The sequence below is a fragment of the Allomesorhizobium aridi genome, assembly GCF_043769475.1.
Taxonomy (GTDB): Bacteria; Pseudomonadota; Alphaproteobacteria; order Rhizobiales; family Rhizobiaceae; genus Allomesorhizobium.
Window position 1 is genome coordinate 995,566 of sequence record NZ_CP171729.1, and the last position, 19,843, is coordinate 1,015,408.

Here is a 19,843-nt window from a genome sequence, read left to right on the forward strand (position 1 = left end):
TGGATCAGGCCGGGATTGCCGCGTTGCGGCGGACGGTGCTTTCGGCTAAGCAGACCGCATTCAATCGGAGCCGCCCAGCGCGATGAGCCTCGTCGACACCGTCAAGAACGTTTTCGTGCCGATCCATCGCGAAGGCTATCCGTTCATCGGCGCGTTTGCCGGCGTGACGCTGATCCTCGGCCTGTTCTCGACGAGCCTGTTCTGGATCGGTTTGATCCTGACCGCCTGGTGCGCCTACTTCTTCCGTGACCCGGAGCGCGTCACGCCGGTCGACGACCGGCTGGTTATCAGCCCGGCCGACGGCGTTGTTTCGGCGGTCGGTCCGGCGGTTCCGCCGCGCGAATTGGGCATCGGAACAGCCGAGATGACCCGGATATCGGTGTTCATGAACGTCTTTTCCTGCCATGTGAACCGCTCCCCGGTGCGCGGCCGCATCACCCGGATCGAGCATCGGCCCGGCAAGTTCCTCAATGCGGAACTGGACAAGGCGAGCAGCGAGAACGAACGCAACGGCCTCGTCATCGAAAGTCCCAACGGCACCATAGCGGCCGTGCAGATCGCCGGCCTAGTCGCAAGACGCATCCTCTGCTGGGCCGAAGCGAACGGCAATATCGCGGTCGGGGAGCGTTTCGGGCTGATCCGTTTTGGATCACGGGTCGACGTGTTCCTGCCGCTCGACGCGACGCCGCGCGTCGCCGTCGGGCAGACCGCGGTTGCCGGCGAAACCGTCATCGCCGAATTCGGCGGCGGCGCGGCGACGCCGCTGGTGAGGGTGTCGTAGGTGGCCACCCCATTCCAGCCATTCGAACCGCATGGGCGGGGAGGGCCGCGCATTCGCGAAATTCCGCTGCGCCTGGTGCTGCCCAACCTGATCACTGTGCTGGCCATTTGCGCCGGGCTTTCGGGCATCAGGCTTGCCTTCGAGGGCCGGTTCGAGACCGCCGTGGCGATGGTGCTGATCGCAGCCTTCCTCGACGGCATCGACGGCCGTATCGCCCGGATGCTCAAGGCAACGTCGAAATTCGGCGCGCAGATGGATTCGCTTGCCGACATCGTCAATTTCGGCGTGGCGCCGGCGCTTGTGCTCTACGCCTATCTGCTCGACCAGGCTGGCTCGCCAGGCTGGATCGCTGCACTTCTGTTCGCCATCGCCTGCGGCCTGAGGCTGGCCCGCTTCAATGTGCTCGACGAGGATTTGAGCCGCCCGGCCTGGCAGGCGGAGTATTTCGTCGGCGTGCCGGCTCCCGCCGGGGCAGTGGTCGTGCTTCTTCCAATCTATCTGGTCTTCGTCGGCGCCATCGAGCCCGGCCGCACGGTTGCTTTCATCAGTTCCGGATTTACCGTCCTCATCGCGATCCTGCTGGTCAGCCGGCTGCCGATCTATTCCGGCAAGAAGTTCAGGATTCCCGGCGACAAGGTGCTGCCGGGGATCTTGGCGGTGGTGTTCTTCGTGTTGTTGTTGTCGACGTACACCTGGGAAACGCTGGCGGTTTCGGTGATAGCTTATCTCCTGTTCCTGCCGCTCAGCGCGCGCGCCTATTCGCGGCGGGCCAAGCTCGAAGAGGCGAAAGCCGCCGAGCCTTCGGCAGAATAGATCATGCCGCCGCGCTGAGACCCAGCCGGTCGAGCGCCAGAAGCCGCGCCGAGGCGTAATCGGTCTTGCCCGAGCCGAGCAGCGGGATCTCGGGAACCTTGACGATGTCCTGCGGCACCATCAGCTCGGTGGCGCCCGACAGTTTCCCGAACTGCCGCAGCATGCCCGGGTCGGCATCTCCGGCTGTGGTGACCAGGACGATGCGCTCGCCGCGGCGCTTGTCCGGCACGGAAACCACGGCGTGGCGTTCTTCCGGCCACAGCGACTGCACCAGCATCTCGACCGCGCCAAGCGAGACCATCTCGCCGGCAATCTTGGCGAAGCGCTTGGCGCGGCCGCGTATCGAGATGAAGCCGTCGCGGTCGACCGAGACGATGTCGCCGGTATCGTGCCAGCCGCCCGCGAGCGGCTGCAATTCTCCGGGGCGATCGGCCGTCATGTAGCCCAGCATCATGTTGGGGCCGCTGAGCCAAAGCCTGCCGCCGTTCTCGACGCCTTCGACTGGCTCCAGCCGCATGCGCATGCCCGGCAGCAGCCTGCCCACCGTGCCCTCCCGGTTGTGCGTCGCGGTATTGACGGCGACCACCGGCGCGGCCTCGGTCAGCCCGAACCCTTCTATGATCTCGGCGCCGAAGCGCTCGCGCCAGATGCGGCGGGTCTCGCCCCTCACGCTCTCGGCGCCCGAGACGACGAAACGCAGGCTGGAGAAATCGTCGTCGCCGGCCGTCCTCGCGTAGGCGGAGAGGAAAGTGTCGGTGCCGAACATGAAGGTTGGACGGACTTTTGCCGCGACTTCCGGGATGAGCTTGTAGTGCAGCGGCGACGGATAGAGGAACAGCTGGACGCCCGAGACCAGCGGCAGGATGGTCCCGCCGGTAAGCCCGAAGGAATGGAAGACCGGCAACACGTTCAACAGCTTGTCTCGCGGCGAGATAGAGATGCGAGCCTCGACCTGCGCGGCGTTGGCCAGGAGATTGCGGTGCGACAGCACGACCGCTTTCGGCGCTCCTTCGGAGCCCGAGGTGAAGAGGATGACCGCCGGCCCCGCGGCATCGGGCTGTGCGGCGACAGGGCGGCGCCAATTGAGGGCGGCGGCCAGCTTCTCCGCGGCGCTTACGCCGTCGCGCAGCTCCTCCAGCCAAACGAACGACGCGCCGCCTACTTCGGCGGCCGCGACTATGTCGGCCAGTCCGGCCTTTTCGATGAATGCGCGCGAGGAAACCACCGTGCGGATCTGGGCGGTGCGGACCGCCGCCGTAACGCTGGCCGGGCCGGCGGTGTAATTGATCATGGCGGCGACGCGCCCTGCCGACATCAGGCCGAGCAGTGACAGGACCACGCCGTTGGCATTGGGAAGCAGGATGCCGACCGCCTCGCCGGACGTGGTCAGAGCCGAAAAGCGGCCGGCGAGCACGCGCGCGCCGACGAACATCCGCTTATAGGTCATGGAGCCGCTGACCACATCCTCGATGATCGGGTGGTCCGGTCCGTAGCGGTCGGCCGCGTCGCGGATCGCCTGAAACAGGGTCAGGTTGGGATCGGTGGCCGCGAAACGGGCCTCCGCCAGCCGGTCGAACAGCGCGTTGGAGGCAGGCCCGGACTGGGCGCCAGACCGGACTGTCAGCTCGGCTACGGTCATGGGCGGCAAGGTCGAGATTGTGAGGCGCGGGAACAGCCGGCGCGGCGCCTTCTCGGCCGGGACCAGCGAGAACGGCAGGTGCCGCGCGCCGCCCACGAAGACCGGCACGATGCGGGCATCCGCCTGCATGGCGATGCGCGCTACCGCCCGGTAGAGCCGCAACGACTTGGTGTCGGGCTCTATGTTTTCGGGGATATAGACCGCCAGGCGGCCCTTGCCTTTTAGCACGCGGACCAGGCGGCGGCTGACGAAAACATGCTCGGCGTTGAAGGCGATGGTGCGGGCAAGCTCCCGCCACGGTTCGAGCCAGGGCGACTTCGCCGACCACAGGTCGAGAATGTGCAGCGTGTTTTCCGGAAGAAGCGACAGCATGAGCGCGGGATCGAGGCGCGACTGGTGCGACACCACGTAAATCACCGGAGCGGCAGCCCTTTGGGCATCGCGCATCGCTTCGTCCTGGACGCGATAGGCGAGCTTCAACGGCACGTAGAGCAGCGCCTGGTGCACGCTGATGCCGAGGCGCAGCTTCTGCAGCAAGGCGAAGGCCGCATAGGCAAGCGCGATTCCAAGCAGAATCAGGCTGGTCAGGACCATGCCGCAACCTCCCAACGCATTGTCACGCCGCCAGCGGACGCCGCGACGAAAAAATAGACTAAGCTGGGGGAACGTCAATGCGTTGTCTTTGAGGTGAGGTTTTCTCCGCGTTTCCATCGCCAAGGGGGCAAACGGGGGAGAAGGCAGCGCCTGCTCAGGCTTTGGCTCGGCGGCGGGACGATCGCCGAGGCCTTCTCCCTAAAGAAAAAGCCGGCCTTGCGGCCGGCTTAGTAAGGAGGACGGGCGAGGGGGTTTGGGCATGGGGACAGCCCGTCCGAGCAACAAACACCCGAAACCGGATATGGTTCCAAGAAAAATTCAATTTTTCTTCGCGACAGCGCATTTTTCCAAAATCGCCGGTTCGGCGCGCGCCACCGCGAGGTCGCGCGCCCCATGCGCGAACACCGCCGTGAGCACGATCGCGCCGCCGATCAGGCTGGCCACTGGCGGAAATTCGGTCAGGAACAGCCAGCCGAACAGGATGGCGAAGGGCACTTCTGCGGAGCCGAGCAGGCCGGCCTCGGCGGCGGGGATGAGCCGCGAGCCTTCGGTCCACAGCACGGAGGCGATGGCGAAGGACACGCCGAAGGCCGCGAGCAGGACCGCGTCGCGCATCGAGATTGCAAGGGGATCGGTGACGAACCAGCCGAACACGAACAGGAGAAAGGCCGACACCGCGCCTGCCCAGACCACCGGCGTGTCGCGGAATTTGCGGATCAGGACCATGTAGAGCGCGCTGCCCAGCGTCATCAGCAGAGCCAGCCCGTCGCCGAAGGGCCGGCCGGTGCCGATGCCTGAAAACACCATAAGGCCGACGCCGGAAAGCGACAGGGCTGCCGCAAGCATGGTTTGCGAGCGTATCTTTTCGCGCACCAGAAGCCAGGCGAGAAGGGCGGCGACGAAGGGCGCAGTCGCGTAGATGATCGCGACATTGGCGACATAGGTGTTCTTGAAGGCCGCGATAAAGGCGATGCTGGCCAAGGCTCCGACCACCGCCATCAGCCAGCCGCGCCAGCCGAGCCTGAGCGGTCGCGGTGCGGCCTCGCGGGAGCGCCGCCAGAAGACGTAAGCCGTTATAAGCAATGCGCCGACCAGCCCGCGCCAGCAATTGATCGTCAGCGGATCGGCGTCAATCGACTTGGTGAGCACGCCGGCAAGGCCGAACACGGCGGCCGAGCATGTGACCAGCGCGATGCCGAGGCTGTGTGTTCGAGCTTCGCCTGTTCCGGCCCGGTCCATGCCCATATCTCCGCCTACCGGCCCTCAATCTATGTCGGCCCAACTGCCAAAGCCTGTCAGGAGATTCCGGCGCCGACATCGGTTGCGCCGCCGATTTTGACATGTGATCCGTCATGACTAGCATGGCGGCAGATGGATCACTTGGGAAGGAGGCAGCCATGGACGCGGCGGAATTGAAGAATGTGCAGGGGCCGCTGAAACAGGCCTATCGCGAGGATGCCGAAAGCGCCGTGATCACGCTGCGAGCGAAGGGCTCGGTCGACGACCAGAAGATAGCCTGCAAGGTCGAGACCGGGAGGGCTATCGCGGTCGCCGGGCTGCATCCCGCGACCGGCGGCTCCGGGCTCGAACTCTGCTCCGGCGACATGCTATTGGAGGCGCTGGTGGCGTGTGCCGGCGTGACGCTGAAGGCGGTGGCGACCGCGCTGGAATTCCGGCTCGACGGCGCGAAGGTGGAGGCCGAGGGCGACCTCGATTTTCGCGGCACGCTGGGCGTCGCCAAGGATGCGCCAGTCGGCTTTCGCACGATACGGCTGCGCTTCGAACTGGACACAGACGAGCCGCAGGATCGGATCGACACGCTGATCAAGCTGACGGAGCGCTATTGCGTGGTATTCCAGACCATCAGCCAGAAGCCGGAACTGTTGGTGACGGCCGAGCCGCATCGCCTGGCTGCGCGGATGTGACGTGGACGCTCAGTTGGTTGCGAAGCAGTAGAGCAGGCCGTCACCGCCGGTGCTCTTGAGCGCTTCCAGACTGCACCCGCCCCGTGAAGGATGCGCAGCGTTCCAGGATTTCGCGGTGGGCAGCGTGTCGGGACCCATGCGGTCGTGATGGCCAGTCATAGCGGCGCCTTCCGCACCGCCCAACGTCCAGTCGCCGCAAGTCTGGTCGGCCGCCACGGTGCCATCGGCCTGGCTTCCGGTCAGAATATCGTGCCGGTTGGGCTCGTCGCCGCGGCCGCTGACCACCTCGCCCTTCTCGGTGAGCGCGGTCTGCTTGGTGATGTTATTGGCGTCACTGTGTAGCGAGGCGACGTCGTCGGCGATCTTCTCGCCCTTCTGGTTGAACCACGGACCGGAGCCGATACGGTCCTTGGCGTTCTCGCTGCTGGTCGAGAGATAGGCGCGCCAGGTCTTGCCGCTGGAACCCGCGGCTTCGGCGAGGCTCTGGCAATGTGCGTCCGCGCCTGCGAGACCGCCGAGATTGGCGCTGCCGAGGCCCTGGCTGGTTATGAAGAAGCTCATCGCATTGTCCTGCGCGCCGGCGAGCGAGATTGTCGCGGCGAGCGCGGTGGACGCCAGAAAGAGACTGCGTTTCATGGAATTTCCTCCCGGATGCAACCTGCCCGGGAGGAAATTAGGGCTGGCGCAAAATTACGGCGAATCACAAGCCCGTGTTGGCCGGGCTCCTATTCGGGCAGCCGGTAGGAGACAAAGCGGTCGTTGCGGGCCTGGTAGATCTTGCCTGTTTCCTTAAGCGCGGGGCTCGCCAATGGCAGCACCTTGGCCGCGATCTCGGACGGGTGAGGGAGGGTTTCGGGGTTTTCGCCCGGCATCGCCTGCGCGCGCATGGCGGTGCGGGTCGCGCCGGGATCGAAGCTGTTGACGCGGAGCGCGATGTTCTTCGTTTCGTCGGCCCAGGAGCGGGCGAGCGCCTCGACGGCTGCCTTGGAGGCGGCGTAGGGAGCCCAGAAGGCTCCAGCCGAGTGGGCCGCCCCCGACGACATGATGATGGCGCGGCCGGCGTCCGACTTGCGCAGCAGCGGATCGACCGAGCGGATCAGCCGCCAGGTGCCGGTGACGTTCACCGCCATCACCTTCTCGAAAACCTTGGCCTCGACATGGCCGATCGGCGCGATGACGCCCAGCACGCCGGCACTGGCGACGAGAATGTCGAGCTTTTTCCAGCGCTCGTGGATCGCGCCGCCGAGCCGGTCGATGCCGGCCATGTCCGTCAGATCGAGTGGAACCAGCGTCGCCTCGCCCTTTCCGGTGCGCGCGTTCTCGGCCTTGATCTCGTCGTCGAGTTCTTCAAGGCCGCCGACGGTGCGAGCGACCGCGATGACATGAGCGCCGGCGGCCGCCATCTGCTTTGCGATGTGGTAACCGATGCCGCGCGAAGCGCCGGTGACGAGGGCGACGCGGTCGGTGAGTTCGGGGGTGGGGATCATGCGGGCATCCAATTCGGGCCTGTCGAAACCGGCACCAGATAGGACTTATTTGCCGAGAACGGAACCCTGGAATACAGATTCGCAATCCGACTTGAGTCTCGACACGCGCAATCTTCAGCGGCCGATGTCGGAAACGCGCGCTGCCCACCGTCCTAGATGTAAAATGAACATCGTTGGAGGAATTGGACCCATGAGCAAGACCGTTGCAATCCTTGTCGCAAGGCTGATCTTCGCCGGCATCTTTGCGATGGCGGCGAGTTTCAAATTTGCCGGAATGTCGGATACGGCCGGCTACATCGCAGCGGCGGGATTTCCGTTTCCGCTGCTTCTGGCCTGGCTCGCCGCGATCTTCGAAACCGCGCTCGTCCTCGCTTTCCTGACCGGCGCCTTCTTCTCGGAAGCCGCACTGCTCGCCGGGGTCTATGTGATCTTCCTGGCCTTCGCCTTCCACGGCCCGTCGCACTGGGAAGGCAACCAGGTCGAGTTCGGCTTCTTCGTCGACCACTTCACCTTCCTGGCGGGGCTTCTGTTTGCGGCCGTTCACGGGCCGGGCGAGCGGCTGGCTGTGCGCCGGAGTTTTATCTGGAAAGACTAATGCCCTCGAATAGCAGGTAGAGAGCCAGGAGCAGACCGAAACTCGCGATCAATTGAATAAGAAACCAAGAACTTATGGCCAGCCAGTAGCGTGTAGGTTCCGTTCCGCGACGATAGTCACGTCCTCGTGCCGGCATGGTTCCGGACCTAATCGCCTGTGGACTAATCGCCTGTGGAATTGTCCGGATGACATGATTTGTCACAAGCCAAAACATCCAAGCAAATGCGATTATCGATGCCAGCTTTAGGAAGGTCTCATACATAACGCTTCCGGGATGAACGTGCCGAGGTCAATGTGGCAACACAGGTTATCGGCGTTTCCTACTGCCCGCCGGTCGCCAGGAGCGACAGGGTGCGGACGTTGTCGGAGCCTTCGAAATCGGCGAGCCGGGTCGGGTAGTCGGCGGTGAAGCAGGCATCGCAGAATTGCGGCTGCTCGTTGTTGCGGGCCGGTTCGCCGACGGCGCGGTACAGCCCGTCGATCGACAGGAAACCGAGCAGAATCCACCCGGATAAAATCGGCCATTTCCTCAACCGACATGCGCGACGCGAGCAGCTTCGCGGTCTCGGGCGTGTCGACGCCGTAGAAGCAGGACGAGCGCGTTGGCGGCGATGCGATGCGCATATGTACTTCCTTGGCGCCGGCTTCGCGCACCATCTGCACAATCTTCTGGCTGGTCGTGCCGCGCACGATCGAGTCGTCAACGAGCACGACGCGCTTGCCCTCGATCATCTTGCGGTTGGCGTTGTGCTTGAGCTTGACGCCCATGTGACGGATGGAATCGGTCGGCTGGATGAAGGTGCGGCCGACATAGTGGTTGCGGATGATGCCGAGTTCGAAGGGCAGGCCGGCCTGCTGGGCAAAGCCGATCGCCGCCGGCGTGCCCGAATCTGGCACCGGAACGATGATGTCGGCGTCTACAGGGCTTTCGATCGCAAGTTCCGCGCCGATGCGTTTTCTCACGTCATAGACGTTGCGGCCTTCAACCGACGAATCCGGCCGGGCGAAATAGACATATTCGAAAACGCAGAAGCGCGATTTCTGCGGCTCGAACGGGAACAGGCTCTCGATGCCCTTTGTGGTGACGACGACCATCTCGCCGGGCTTCAAATCGCGGACGTATCTTGCACCTATGATATCCAGCGCGCAGGTCTCGGAGGCGAGGATCCAGGCGCCGTCGAGATCGCCGAGCACAAGCGGGCGGATGCCGAGCGGATCGCGGCAGCCGATCATCTTCTTGGAGGTGAGCGCTACCAGCGAGAACGCGCCCTCGAGCGTCCGCACGGCCTCAATGAAGCGTGCATTGACGTCCTTCTCGCGGCTGGTGGCGACGAGATGGAGGATGGTCTCGGTGTCGGAGGTCGAGGAGAAGATCGCGCCCTGCTTCTGCAGCGTGCGCTGGACGGTCATGGCGTTGGTGATGTTGCCGTTGTGGGCGATGGCGAAGCCGCCGTCGGCGAGTTCGGCGAACAGCGGCTGGACGTTGCGCAGGCCGGAGCCGCCGGTGGTGGCGTAGCGGGTATGGCCGATGGCGCGGCTGCCCTTGAGGCTCTCGATGACGCGGGGCTTGGTGAAAGTGTCGCCGATCAGGCCGATATGGCGCTCGACATGAAATTGCGTGCCGTCATAGGAGACGATGCCCGCCGCCTCCTGGCCGCGATGCTGGAGCGCGTGCAGGCCGAGCGTGACGATTGCCGCCGCGTCCTGCCGGCCAAAAATACCGAACACGCCGCATTCGTCGTGGAAATGATCGTCGGCCTCGGCCAGCAAGGTGTCGTCTGCATGCGCCATGGTGGGCGGTCTCTCGTCAGAAAGCACTCATATAGGACGACCGCGCGCTGCGCGCCACCGTCAATTGTTTGCCGGCGGCGCTTCCCCGGCAGGCGCTTCGCCCGCCGGCGCTTCCTCGGAGGGAGGCGTCTCGGTCGGGGCGGCTTCGGCTGGCGGCGTTTCGGCCGCGGGCGGCGCGTCCGTGCCTGCCTCCGGTTCCGCCTCGTCCAGCTGCAGCCGCTTCAGGATCGAGTTTTCGGGGTCGTCGGGCAGCATCGATTCCAGCGTGTTGCCGATCGATTCGAGCAGCGGGCGCGATTTCGCCTCGGAGATCCAGGCGGGCGGATTGGTTCCGACCAGCCAGTTGAAGAACAGCAGGCCGACCGCGACGACCAGTATGCCGCGCGCCGCGCCATAGAGAAAGCCGAGCGTGCGGTCGAGCGCGCCGACGCGGCTGTCGATGATGAAGTCGGCGATCTTCATGGTGATGACCGTCACCACGATCAGCGCGATGATGAAGACGATGCCGGCTGCTGCCGCCATGGCGAGCTGTTCCTGGTCGATATAGGGCTGCACATAGGGCAGCACCGCCGGATAGAAGAAGAACGCCGCGGCCGCCGCCGCCACCCAGGAGGCGATGGAGAGGATTTCTCGGGAGAAGCCGCGGACCATGGCCAGCATCGCCGAAACCAGGGTGAAGCCGACGAGGATTCCGTCAAGCAGCGTTATCGGCATTGTTTCCCACTCCATCTGGCGGTGTGTCGATATTCAGGTGGGCCAGCCTGCAAAATGGCGGCGTTCTGAAATCCACACACCCTTACCGGTCGCCGCCGGTTCAGTCTTCCGCGTTCCGGCGCAATGTGCCCGCGATCCGCACCACCAGATCGGTGAGCGTTTCGGGCTGAAAAGCGCCGAATCCGTTTCCCCCGGAAATTTCCTCGCTGCCGCGCGGCAGAACCGCCTGTCCAAATCCCAGCTTTTCCGCTTCCTTGAGCCGTTGCTGCGCATGCGCAACCGGCCTGATGGCGCCCGAAAGGCTGATTTCGCCGAAATAGACGCAATCGGCGGGAAGGGCAATACCGGTGAGCGACGAAACGAGCGCGGCGGCGACGGCGAGATCGGCCGCGGGTTCGGTGATGCGGTAGCCGCCGGCGACGTTCAGATAGACGTCATGCGTGGCGAAGCGGACGCCGCAGTGGGCTTCAAGCACCGCGAGGATCATGGACAGCCGAGCCGAATCCCAGCCGACGACCGCGCGGCGCGGCGTGCCGAGCGGCGAGGGCGCGACCAGCGCCTGGATCTCGACCAGCACCGGCCGCGTACCTTCCATGCCGGCGAAAACCGCCGCACCCGGCGACTTGGCGTGGCGCTCGCCGAGAAAAAGCTCTGACGGATTGGAGACTTCGCGGAGACCCTTGTCGGACATTTCGAAGACGCCGATCTCGTCGGTCGGGCCAAAGCGATTCTTGACCGTGCGCAGGATGCGGTAGTGGTGGCCGCCTTCGCCCTCGAAATAGAGCACCGCGTCGACCATGTGCTCGACGACGCGGGGACCGGCGATCTGGCCTTCCTTGGTGACATGGCCGACGAGAACCACCGCCGCGCCGGTCGACTTGGCGTAGCGGATCATCGCCTGCGCCGACGAGCGCACCTGCGTCACCGTTCCCGGGGCCGAATCAGCCATGTCGGTCCATAGCGTCTGAATGGAATCGAGGATGAGGAGGTCGGGGCGGCGGCCGTCGGCGATGGTCGCCAGAATGTCCTCGACGTTGGTTTCGGCGGCAAGCTCGACCGGGGCCGCGGCGACACCGAGGCGTTGGGCGCGCAACCTGATCTGGGCGACAGCCTCCTCGCCCGAGACGTAGACAATGCGGTGGCCCTTGGCGGCGAGAGCGGCGGCGGCCTGTGTCAGAAGCGTCGACTTGCCAATGCCGGGATCGCCGCCGACGAGCAGCGCCGAGCCGCGCACAAAGCCACCGCCGGTGGCGCGGTCGAGTTCGCCGATGCCGGAAGCGATGCGCGGCGCGTCCTCGATGTCGCCCGACAGCGTGGTGAGCGCCACCGCACGGCCCTTGCGCGGGGAGCGAAGACTTGCGGGACCGCTGCCGATGCCGCTGTTGGTTCCTTCCTCGACGAGCGTGTTCCACTCGCCGCAGGCGTCGCACTTACCGGCCCAGCGCTGATGCACCGAGCCGCAATTCTGGCAGATGAACTGGATGCGGGATTTAGCCATGGCGACCCTAACCCTCCCCTTGCGGGGAGGGTCGGCGCGTAGCACCGGGGTGGGGGTGGTGAAGAATACAGGGTTCTTGTGGGATGGAGCACGTCGTCTCCACCCCCCACCCGGCCCTGCGGGCCACCCTCCCCGCAAGGGGGAGGGTAAGGCGGCCGGGCCTACTCATACCGCTCCGGCAGATGATGCTCTTCCGCTAGGTCGGAGAAGCGGGTGAATTCGCCGGTGAAGGCCAGGGACACTGTGCCGGTCGGGCCGTGGCGCTGCTTGGCGATAATGACTTCGGCCTTGCCGCGCACCTCGTTCATTTCGGTCTCCCACTGCGTGTATTCGAGCGTGCCTGGCTTGGGTTCCTTGTTCTTGAGATAATATTCCTCGCGGAAGACGAAGAGCACGACGTCGGCGTCCTGCTCGATGGAGCCGGATCCGCGCAGATCGGAGAGCTGCGGCCGCTTGTCGTCGCGGCTTTCGACCTGACGCGAGAGCTGCGAGAGTGCGATGATCGGAACGCCGAGTTCCTTGCCGAGCGCCTTGAGGCCGGTGGTGATCTCGGTGATTTCCTGGACGCGGTTCTGGGAGGATTTTGAGGAAGAGCCCTGCATGAGCTGGATATAGTCGATGACGATGACGTCGAGGCCGCGCTGGCGCTTCAGCCGACGTGCGCGCGCGGCAAGCTGGGCGATCGAGATGCCGCCGGTCTGGTCGATGAACAGCGGGATTTTCTGCATCGTCTGCGAGCAGGCGACGAGCTTTTCGAAATCGGTCTCGGTGATCTCGCCGCGGCGGATCTTTGACGACGGGATTTCCGTCTGCTCGGAAATGATGCGGGTGGCCAACTGCTCAGACGACATTTCGAGCGAGAAGAAGCCGATGACGCCGCCATTGGCCGCTTTGAACGAACCGTCGGCCTGCTGCGCCGGCTCGTAGGCATGGGCGATGTTGAAGGCGATGTTGGTGGCGAGCGAGGTCTTGCCCATGCCGGGACGACCGGCGAGCACGATAAGATCGGAAGGCTGCAGCCCGCCCATGCGGCGGTCGAGGTCGCGCAGGCCGGTGGCGATGCCGGACAGATGGCCGTCGCGCATATAGGCGGCGTTGGCCATGTCGACGGCCGTTTTTACAGCGTCTGTAAAACTTTCGAAGCCGCCGTCGTAGCGGCCGGTCTCGGCAAGCTCGAACAGCCGGCGTTCGGCATCCTCGATCTGGTCGGAGGGCGACATGTCGACGGGCGCATCATAGGCGATGTTGACCATGTCCTCGCCAACCGTGATCAGTGCGCGGCGGGTGGCGAGGTCGTAGATGGCCCGGCCGTAATCGGCGGCGTTGATGACGTTAACGGCCTCGGCGGCGAGGCGGGCGAGATAATGCGCGACGGTCATATCGCCGACCTTCTCGGTGGCCGGCAAGAAGGTTTTTGTCGTCAGCGGATCGGCCTTCTTGCCCATGCGGATGAGCTCGGCCGAGACCTCGAAGATCTTGCGGTGCAGCGGCTCGTAGAAATGGCCGGACTTTAGGAAGTCCGAGACGCGATAGAAAGCGTCGTTGTTGACCAGGATCGCGCCGAGCAGCGCCTGCTCGGCCTCGATATTGTTGGGCGCCTCGCGATAAAGCGGTTGCTCCGCCACGCCGAATTTGCGCGCTGCCTCTGCCATTTCTGTCCCCGGTTCTGGTCTTGCATCTTGGGTATCAGAAGCTGCGGCCGGCGACCGAACAAAAGTCAGGTTTTCCTGCTTGTGCCCGCGATCCACAGGAGTTGGGAAAATGCCTCCGGCCGTCAGATTCCCGGTTGACGCGAATCAGGTTGGTAGCATAGCGCGCGAATGGAGAACAAAACAAGAAAATGCGGTGCGCTGTCACTTCGGTTGGCCGCGATGGACATGAAACGTTCGTTGCAGGAATTCACCGTAACAAGCCTCCCTGCTAAGTTCGGCGTCGATTCCGTGGGTCAGGCGAAAAGCGAGGCGGCATGAGAGTTCTGGTTACGGGAAGCGCCGGTCATCTCGGCGAGGCGCTGGTCCGCGCCTTGAGGAATTTGCACCATGACGTCGCGGGTCTCGATATCGCGTCGTCGCCATTCACGACCGAGACCGGCTCGATAACCGACCGCTCTTGCGTGGAGCGGTGCATGGTCGGCGTGGAGAAGGTGTTTCATGCGGCCACCCTGCACAAGCCGCATGTCGCCACCCACAGCCGGCAGGATTTTGTCGACACCAACATTTCGGGCACGCTCAACCTTTTGGAGGAAGCCGCGAAGGCGGGCGTGAAGTCATTCGTCTATACGAGCACGACCAGCGTCTTCGGCGACGCGCTCGTGCCGCCGGCCGGCGCTCCGGCTGCCTGGGTAACCGAAGAGGTCAACGCCGTGCCCAAGAACATCTACGGCGTCACCAAGGCGGCGGCCGAGGACCTTTGCCAGTTGTTCAGCAGGAACAACGGGCTTGCGTGCATCGTGCTCAGGACCTCGCGCTTCTTTCCGGAAGAGGACGACAGCAGGGAAGTGCGGGAGACCTATTCGGACGAGAACCTGAAGGCGAACGAGTATCTCTATCGCCGCGTCGACATCGAGGACGTGGTGAGCGCGCATTTGCTTGCCGCGGAACATGCGCCGGCGATCGGGTTCCGCAAATACATAATCAGCGCGACCACGCCCTTCCTGCCCGAAGATCTGGCCGACCTGCGCGCTGATGCGCCACGCGTGGTGGGAAAGCGCGTTCCGGGCTACGAAGCGGAATACCGGCGGCGGGGCTGGAAAATGTTTCCGACCATCGAGCGGGTCTATGTGAACGAGCGCGCGCGAACCGAACTCGGCTGGCGACCGCGCCATGATTTTGGGTCGATCATCGGACGGCTGGGCAAAGGCGGCGAGGTCGCCAGTCCGCTCGCCCGAATAGTCGGGTCGAAAGGGTATCACCCCGAAGCGTTCGCCGAGGGGCCGTATCCCGTCGAATAAGTATTTGGCTGCGGTCGGCCCAAAGACACCTGGCGGGAGACGAAGTAGCTGTACTTATTCTCCGGGCTCCGGCATCCGCTTCTTGCGCGGTTTTCGGGCAGCGGCGGGCTTTCGGTGCGCCTCCTCGTGGATGGCCAGGGCCTTCTCGCATTTGCCGATATAGTCGCGGGTGATCGGCAGCGTATCGTTGCGGCGCGTGAGCTGAATCTGGAAAACCATCAGATCCTGCCAGCGGAACGAGGCTTCCGAGCCGGCGAGATAGAACTCCCACATACGGCAGAAACGCTCGTCGTAGATCTCCCTGACGTGGTCGCGATTGGCGAGGAAGCGTTCGCGCCAGTGCTTAAGCGTCTCGGCGTAGTGCAGGCGCTGGATCTCCACATCGGCGAGCATCAGCCCGGAGTTTTCGATCGCCGGCAGCACTTCGGACAGCGCCGGGATGTAGCCGCCCGGGAAAATGTGCTTGCGGATGAAGGCGTTGGTAGCCCAGGGCTGGCCGTTGCGGCCGATCGAATGCAGAAGCATCACGCCGTCGGGCTTGAGCAGCGACGCGCATTTGTTGAAGAAGGTGGCGTAGTGGTTGACGCCGACATGCTCGAACATGCCGACCGAGACAATGCGGTCGAAGCGTTCGGTGAGTTCGCGGTAATCCCTGAGCTCGAAATGGACGTGGTTTTCCAAGCCCTCGGCATGGGCGCGCTCGGTGGCGACCGCGTGCTGTTCGGTCGAAAGCGTGACGCCGAGCACCTCGGCCTCGAAGCGGCGCGCCAGATAAAGGCCGAGCCCGCCCCACCCGGAACCGATGTCGAGCACGGTCTGGCCAGGCTTCATTCCGAGCTTGGCGGCGATGTGGCGCTTCTTGGCTATCTGCGCCTCTTCCAGCGTCATGCCGGGGCGCTCGAAATAGGCGCAGGAATATTGCATGTCGGCGTCGAGGAAGAGTTTGTAGAATTCGCCCGAAAGGTCGTAATGGCGCTGGACGTTGCGCCGGGCGCGAGCGGCCGTGTTGACCTGCTGGAAACGGCGGAACGCATGGCGCAGGCCTTCGACGGCCTTCGTCCATGACGCCTCGATGCCGCCCGGTCCCATATTCTGGTAGACGATGCGCAGGAGGCCGAGCATGTCGCCCTCGACGACCTCCAGCTCGCCTTCCATGAAGGCTTCGCCCAGCGCCAGCATGGGATCGAAGGTGATGGCGCGTTCGGCGTGAATTGTCTTGATCACGACATGGACGGGATCGCCGCTGCCGTCGCCGAAAACATGGTTGGTTCCGTCCGGGCCTGTGACGGTGAGATTTCCCGTCCTTACCAGCCGTTCGACAACACGCTGCAGCAGTTTGTTCATCGCAAATCCCGATCATCGCGAAGCGAAATCAAGCCCATGCGGTCCCCACTAGATTCCAAATAGCAAAAAAAAGCCCGGGCACAAGGCCCGGGCATTGGTCCAGCACTATGCGAACCGGATCAGGCTTCCTCGCCTTCTTCCGCGTTCGGATCGAAGAAATTGTCCGGGCGCGCATTGTCGTTGATGTCTTCGCCGTAGATCGCCTCGGCGGTGGTCAGCGTCTCGCCCTTCGCCTGGCGCTCTGCTTCGTCGGCCGTGCGCGCGATGTTGAGCGTGATCGTGACCTCGACCTCCGGGTGCAGCGCGATCGCCACATTGGTGAGGCCGATCGTCTTGATCGGCTGGTTGAGCTCGACCTGGTTGCGGCTGACCGAAAAACCCTCGGCGGTGACGATCTCGGAAATGTCGCGGGTCGAGACCGAACCGTAGAGCTGACCGGTTTCGCCGGCCGAGCGCACGACGATGAAGCTCTTGCCGTCGAGCAGGTCGGCAATCTGCTGGGCTTCCGACTTGCGCTCGAGATTACGCGTCTCGAGCTGGGCGCGCTGGCCTTCGAACTTGTTCTTGTTGGCCGCGTTGGCGCGCAGCGCCTTGCCCTGCGGCAGCAGGAAATTGCGGGCGAAGCCGTCCTTGACCTTGACGGTGTCGCCCATCTGGCCGAGGCGGGAAATGCGTTCGAGAAGAATGACTTCCATTGTCTTGTCCTTTCAGAGCCTGAAGCGGCTGATTCAAAAGACGAGGTCAGGAAGCAAGTGGCGGCGCGGGCCGCTTGTGTCGCTGTCCTGCCTGTCGCGGCAGTTAGGGTTCAGAACCAAAGAACCCAACCCTGGATTTTCATGTCGCCCCTGAGAACCGCGCCCGTCGCGGAAGGGGAATGGCTGCGGGCGGCGAAACCGCCCGCAGCCGAAGAGATTTACCTGACGACGTAAGGCAAGAGACCGAGGAAACGGGCGCGCTTGATCGCCTTGGCGAGTTCGCGCTGCTTCTTCTGGCTGACCGCCGTGATGCGCGACGGCACGATCTTGCCGCGCTCGGAAATGTAGCGCTGCAGCAGACGCACGTCCTTGTAGTCGATCTTCGGAGCGTTGGCGCCGGAGAACGGGCAGGTCTTGCGGCGGCGATGGAACGGGCGCCGGGTCGGGATCTGATTGATGTCGACCATTATTCTGCACCTCCTTCAACGCCTTCGCGCGGACGGCGCGGGCCACGATCGCCACCTTCGCGGTCGCCGAACGAGCGCGGGCCGCGATCGCCGCGGTCACGATCGCCGAACGAGCGCGGGCCACGATCGCCACGGTCGCGGTCGCCGAAGCCGCCGCGGTCGGAACGTTCTTCGCGCTTCTGCATCATCGCGGAGACGCCTTCCTCATGCTTCTCGACCTTGACGGTCAGGAAGCGCAGCACGTCCTCGGAGAGGCCCATCTGGCGCTCCATCTCGTTGAGGGCGGCCGGAGGACAATCGAGGTCCATCAGCGTGTAGTAAGCCTTCCGGTTCTTCTTGACCCGGTAGGTGAGGGACTTCAGTCCCCAGTTCTCGACCCTGCCGATCGACCCGCCATGCGAGGAGACGACATCCCTGTAATGTTCTACAAGGGCGTCGACCTGCTGCTGCGAGAGGTCCTGCCGGGCAAGAAACACATGTTCGTATAGAGCCATTGTTCTTTGCCTTTCTTCGTTTCCCTGTCGGCCCCGGCGGCTAAAGCCTCTGCAACTTCTCTTGGATCCTGCGGGAGCCTGACGGCGCTCGAGGAGAAGAAAGGAGCATGACGAGACGGTCGAGAGCGGAGACACGGGAGGCGGAAGCACTTTTGCTTCACACGGCGACTTTCCTGAAGAAAACCTCCGGCCCTCCGTTCAGCCCCCAGCTGGGACCGGCAGATTGCGCGGGTCTATACAGGGTTTTGGCGCGGATGCAAGGCTTGCCGGAGCCCGTGCGGCAAAGCGCCTTCGTGGCCAAGCACAGCATTGGTTAACCACGGCCGCAATCGCGGCCACACATCAATCCAATTTTCATCAATCCCTCGCAGAAATCGCGATGCGGGTTTTTCATTTGGGGTTTACGATGCTTCTCAAACGGTTCTGGCGCTCGACCGCTGGCAATTTCAGCATGATGCTGGCTGTGGGTCTGCCGGCTATGCTCGGGTCCGTCGGCCTTGCCGTCGACGTGACCAATCTTATGACGGCCAGGACTAATTTGCAGAACGCGCTGGATTCGGCGGTGCTTGCCGCCTCACGCCTCATGGATGGATCGCAGTCTCGCGAGGAGACTTTCGACGGCTTCTTCGCGGCGAACGTGCTCGGCCGAAACGGGATCGAGAACGCGGAAGCCGATTTATCGGTGGAGGAGGGGCCTAATTACATCAAGACGACTGCCACCGCGCATGCCGACGTCAAATTGCATTTCGCCTTCCTCTTCGGCAGGAGCGCCAGAGTGACAGCCGAGGCCAGCGCCTATGAATCGACCGCGAACCTCGAAGTGGCCCTGGTGCTCGACAATACCGGCTCTATGGGAGACACAAACATGAAGGCGTTGCGGGAGGCCGCGACCGACCTGATAGAAACCCTGGAAGCCGAGCAGATTGAAAAGTCCGAGCGCGAAATTCGCGCGGCTCTCGTTCCTTTCGCCACGGCGGTGAACGTGAATGGCGAAGGGTTCAAGAAGTCCTGGATCGACACGAGGAAGAGACTGCCCGACAACGACCCGAGCTTGAACGGGACAAATTTCGAGCTCGAAGACGGGAAGCGCCTGGGCCATTGGGAACTGTTCAAGAGGCTTCATGCAAAAGCCAAAGTGGACGTCGAATGGAAAGGGTGTGTGGAAGCGCGGCCCGCCAGATACAACGCCGACGGCACGCCCAAACTGGGCGACACGCCCAATCTGGACGATACCGCGCCCGACAAGTCGAAGCCCGAAACCCTGTTCGTGCCGTATTTTGCTCCGGACGAACCCGGGGAAGCCAGGGCCGCCATCAACAATGCAAACAGCCTGAACAACACCTATCTCGACGATGAGGACGCACCGAAGAATGCGGACGCACGGACTATTCAGAAGTCGCTGGCCAAATACAGCGCCAAGGACATCGACAACGTCATCAGCGAGAAGGCTCCGCTGACCAGCGGTCCGAATTATGCTTGCCCAACACCGATCGCGCCGCTTACCGACGATCTTGAGGAGCTAAAGGACGAAATCAAAAACATGGTCTATTGGTATGGCTCAGGCACCAATGTTTCGGAAGGCCTGGCATGGGGAATGCGGGTTCTTTCGCCGGGCGAGCCATACACGCAAGGAAATCCCTTCGACGCCAAGGAAACCACCAAAATGGTCGTAGTATTCACCGACGGCGACAACAACGTGTTCGGCGCGGCGAACGCCCTGATCAACAAGTCGGATTACGGCTCATACAATTTTCTCGACACGGGTCGCATGGGAACGACCAACCGGAACACGGCGCTGGACAATGTAAACAAGCTGACCCTTGGCGCATGCACGTCGCTGAAGGATAAGGACGTGCGGATCTTTACCGTGGTTCTGGGCGCCGATTCTCAGAAAAACCGCGATCTCTACAGCGCCTGCGCCACAAGCACGGCCGACTACTATCCGACGAAGAACCCCGAACAGCTCAAGGCCGCCTTCAAGCAGATCAGCTACTCAATCTCCCAGCTTGCGGTTACAAACTGACGGGGCAGGCAAATTGCCTTCACAGCCTTCACC

The 19,843-nt window shown here is 63.5% G+C and carries 18 protein-coding genes and 1 pseudogene; 7 read left to right on the plus strand and 12 right to left on the minus strand.

The window, feature by feature from the left end:
* Nucleotides 1–82 precede the first annotated feature (82 nt).
* Together ACG873_RS06790 and ACG873_RS06795 are read left to right on the plus strand one after the other, a co-directional pair.
* Nucleotides 83–781 (plus strand): phosphatidylserine decarboxylase, encoded by a 699-nt coding sequence (locus ACG873_RS06790; protein ID WP_394891033.1) that lies wholly within the window; start codon nt 83–85, stop codon nt 779–781.
* Nucleotides 782–1,594, plus strand: coding sequence for a CDP-alcohol phosphatidyltransferase family protein (locus ACG873_RS06795; RefSeq protein WP_394891034.1), 813 nt, complete (start codon nt 782–784; stop codon nt 1,592–1,594).
* Between the two features lies 1 nt (nt 1,595).
* On the opposite strand, the gene ACG873_RS06800 is transcribed toward ACG873_RS06795, so the two are convergent.
* Both ACG873_RS06800 and ACG873_RS06805 read right to left on the minus strand, forming a co-directional pair.
* On the minus strand, nt 1,596–3,827 hold the full coding sequence (locus tag ACG873_RS06800; protein ID WP_394891035.1) for an AMP-binding protein: 2,232 nt from the start codon (nt 3,825–3,827) through the stop codon (nt 1,596–1,598).
* A gap of 318 nt (nt 3,828–4,145) precedes the next feature.
* Nucleotides 4,146–5,066, minus strand: a complete 921-nt coding sequence (locus tag ACG873_RS06805; protein ID WP_394891036.1) for a DMT family transporter — start codon at nt 5,064–5,066, stop codon at nt 4,146–4,148.
* Nucleotides 5,067–5,224: 158 nt separating this feature from the next.
* Between ACG873_RS06805 and ACG873_RS06810 the strand changes: the two genes are divergently transcribed.
* Entirely contained in the window at nt 5,225–5,752 is a 528-nt protein-coding gene (locus ACG873_RS06810; protein ID WP_394891037.1) for an OsmC family protein, read from the plus strand.
* A 9-nt stretch (nt 5,753–5,761) separates the two neighbouring features.
* Here the strand turns inward: ACG873_RS06810 and ACG873_RS06815 are convergent, their stop codons facing one another.
* Together ACG873_RS06815 and ACG873_RS06820 are read right to left on the minus strand one after the other, a co-directional pair.
* Entirely contained in the window at nt 5,762–6,388 is a 627-nt protein-coding gene (locus ACG873_RS06815; protein ID WP_394891038.1) for a hypothetical protein, read from the minus strand.
* A gap of 89 nt (nt 6,389–6,477) precedes the next feature.
* A complete protein-coding gene (locus tag ACG873_RS06820; protein ID WP_394891039.1) occupies nt 6,478–7,239 on the minus strand; it encodes an SDR family NAD(P)-dependent oxidoreductase in 762 nt (253 codons plus the stop codon).
* A 190-nt stretch (nt 7,240–7,429) separates the two neighbouring features.
* On the opposite strand from ACG873_RS06820, the gene ACG873_RS06825 reads away from it, so the two are divergent.
* Nucleotides 7,430–7,834 (plus strand): DoxX family protein, encoded by a 405-nt coding sequence (locus ACG873_RS06825; protein WP_394891040.1) that lies wholly within the window; start codon nt 7,430–7,432, stop codon nt 7,832–7,834.
* Nucleotides 7,835–8,154: 320 nt separating this feature from the next.
* Here ACG873_RS06825 and purF read toward each other — a convergent pair.
* The 4 genes and pseudogenes from purF to ACG873_RS06845 all read right to left on the minus strand — a co-directional run bounded on the left by purF (nt 8,155) and on the right by ACG873_RS06845 (nt 13,489).
* Nucleotides 8,155–9,625, minus strand: a pseudogene (purF, locus tag ACG873_RS06830) (amidophosphoribosyltransferase).
* Between the two features lie 60 nt (nt 9,626–9,685).
* Nucleotides 9,686–10,339, minus strand: coding sequence for a CvpA family protein (locus ACG873_RS06835; RefSeq protein ID WP_394891041.1), 654 nt, complete (start codon nt 10,337–10,339; stop codon nt 9,686–9,688).
* Between the two features lie 100 nt (nt 10,340–10,439).
* Complete coding sequence (gene radA, locus ACG873_RS06840; protein WP_394891042.1) at nt 10,440–11,837, minus strand: DNA repair protein RadA; 1,398 nt, start codon at nt 11,835–11,837, stop codon at nt 10,440–10,442.
* Nucleotides 11,838–11,998: 161 nt separating this feature from the next.
* Nucleotides 11,999–13,489 carry a replicative DNA helicase gene (locus tag ACG873_RS06845; protein ID WP_394891043.1) on the minus strand — a complete coding sequence of 497 codons (1,491 nt, stop codon included), beginning with the start codon at nt 13,487–13,489 and terminating at the stop codon, nt 11,999–12,001.
* A 168-nt stretch (nt 13,490–13,657) separates the two neighbouring features.
* Between ACG873_RS06845 and ACG873_RS06850 the strand changes: the two genes are divergently transcribed.
* Nucleotides 13,658–13,807 (plus strand): hypothetical protein, encoded by a 150-nt coding sequence (locus ACG873_RS06850; protein WP_394891044.1) that lies wholly within the window; start codon nt 13,658–13,660, stop codon nt 13,805–13,807.
* Nucleotides 13,804–14,787, plus strand: coding sequence for an NAD-dependent epimerase/dehydratase family protein (locus ACG873_RS06855; RefSeq protein WP_394891045.1), 984 nt, complete (start codon nt 13,804–13,806; stop codon nt 14,785–14,787). The genes ACG873_RS06850 and ACG873_RS06855 overlap by 4 nt, the downstream gene beginning before the upstream one ends.
* A gap of 54 nt (nt 14,788–14,841) precedes the next feature.
* On the opposite strand, the gene ACG873_RS06860 is transcribed toward ACG873_RS06855, so the two are convergent.
* The 4 genes from ACG873_RS06860 to rpsF form a co-directional block, all read right to left on the minus strand.
* On the minus strand, nt 14,842–16,131 hold the full coding sequence (locus ACG873_RS06860) for a class I SAM-dependent methyltransferase (RefSeq protein ID WP_394891046.1): 1,290 nt from the start codon (nt 16,129–16,131) through the stop codon (nt 14,842–14,844).
* Nucleotides 16,132–16,250: 119 nt separating this feature from the next.
* Nucleotides 16,251–16,826 carry a 50S ribosomal protein L9 gene (rplI, locus tag ACG873_RS06865; protein ID WP_394891047.1) on the minus strand — a complete coding sequence of 192 codons (576 nt, stop codon included), beginning with the start codon at nt 16,824–16,826 and terminating at the stop codon, nt 16,251–16,253.
* Nucleotides 16,827–17,044: 218 nt separating this feature from the next.
* Complete coding sequence (rpsR, locus tag ACG873_RS06870) at nt 17,045–17,293, minus strand: 30S ribosomal protein S18 (protein WP_006203718.1); 249 nt, start codon at nt 17,291–17,293, stop codon at nt 17,045–17,047.
* A complete protein-coding gene (rpsF, locus tag ACG873_RS06875; RefSeq protein ID WP_394891048.1) occupies nt 17,293–17,787 on the minus strand; it encodes a 30S ribosomal protein S6 in 495 nt (164 codons plus the stop codon). The genes rpsR and rpsF overlap by 1 nt, the downstream gene beginning before the upstream one ends.
* A 406-nt stretch (nt 17,788–18,193) precedes the next feature.
* On the opposite strand from rpsF, the gene ACG873_RS06880 reads away from it, so the two are divergent.
* Nucleotides 18,194–19,810: a pilus assembly protein TadG-related protein gene (locus ACG873_RS06880; RefSeq protein WP_394891049.1), complete on the plus strand. Its 1,617-nt coding sequence runs from the start codon at nt 18,194–18,196 to the stop codon at nt 19,808–19,810.
* Nucleotides 19,811–19,843 lie beyond the last annotated feature (33 nt).

Bases quoted from the DNA above. Each gene is read 5' to 3' on its own strand.
- ACG873_RS06820 (WP_394891039.1), bottom strand. From the start codon at position 7,239: ATGATCCCCACCCCCGAACTCACCGACCGCGTCGCCCTCGTCACCGGC.
- ACG873_RS06815 (WP_394891038.1), bottom strand. From the start codon at position 6,388: ATGAAACGCAGTCTCTTTCTGGCGTCCACCGCGCTCGCCGCGACAATC.
- rplI (WP_394891047.1), bottom strand. From the start codon at position 16,826: ATGGAAGTCATTCTTCTCGAACGCATTTCCCGCCTCGGCCAGATGGGC.
- ACG873_RS06825 (WP_394891040.1), top strand. From the start codon at position 7,430: ATGAGCAAGACCGTTGCAATCCTTGTCGCAAGGCTGATCTTCGCCGGC.
- ACG873_RS06800 (WP_394891035.1), bottom strand. From the start codon at position 3,827: ATGGTCCTGACCAGCCTGATTCTGCTTGGAATCGCGCTTGCCTATGCG.
- ACG873_RS06845 (WP_394891043.1), bottom strand. From the start codon at position 13,489: ATGGCAGAGGCAGCGCGCAAATTCGGCGTGGCGGAGCAACCGCTTTAT.
- ACG873_RS06850 (WP_394891044.1), top strand. From the start codon at position 13,658: ATGGAGAACAAAACAAGAAAATGCGGTGCGCTGTCACTTCGGTTGGCC.
- ACG873_RS06790 (WP_394891033.1), top strand. From the start codon at position 83: ATGAGCCTCGTCGACACCGTCAAGAACGTTTTCGTGCCGATCCATCGC.
- rpsF (WP_394891048.1), bottom strand. From the start codon at position 17,787: ATGGCTCTATACGAACATGTGTTTCTTGCCCGGCAGGACCTCTCGCAG.
- ACG873_RS06855 (WP_394891045.1), top strand. From the start codon at position 13,804: ATGAGAGTTCTGGTTACGGGAAGCGCCGGTCATCTCGGCGAGGCGCTG.
- ACG873_RS06810 (WP_394891037.1), top strand. From the start codon at position 5,225: ATGGACGCGGCGGAATTGAAGAATGTGCAGGGGCCGCTGAAACAGGCC.
- ACG873_RS06880 (WP_394891049.1), top strand. From the start codon at position 18,194: ATGCTTCTCAAACGGTTCTGGCGCTCGACCGCTGGCAATTTCAGCATG.
- ACG873_RS06805 (WP_394891036.1), bottom strand. From the start codon at position 5,066: ATGGACCGGGCCGGAACAGGCGAAGCTCGAACACACAGCCTCGGCATC.
- radA (WP_394891042.1), bottom strand. From the start codon at position 11,837: ATGGCTAAATCCCGCATCCAGTTCATCTGCCAGAATTGCGGCTCGGTG.
- ACG873_RS06860 (WP_394891046.1), bottom strand. From the start codon at position 16,131: ATGAACAAACTGCTGCAGCGTGTTGTCGAACGGCTGGTAAGGACGGGA.
- ACG873_RS06835 (WP_394891041.1), bottom strand. From the start codon at position 10,339: ATGCCGATAACGCTGCTTGACGGAATCCTCGTCGGCTTCACCCTGGTT.
- rpsR (WP_006203718.1), bottom strand. From the start codon at position 17,293: ATGGTCGACATCAATCAGATCCCGACCCGGCGCCCGTTCCATCGCCGC.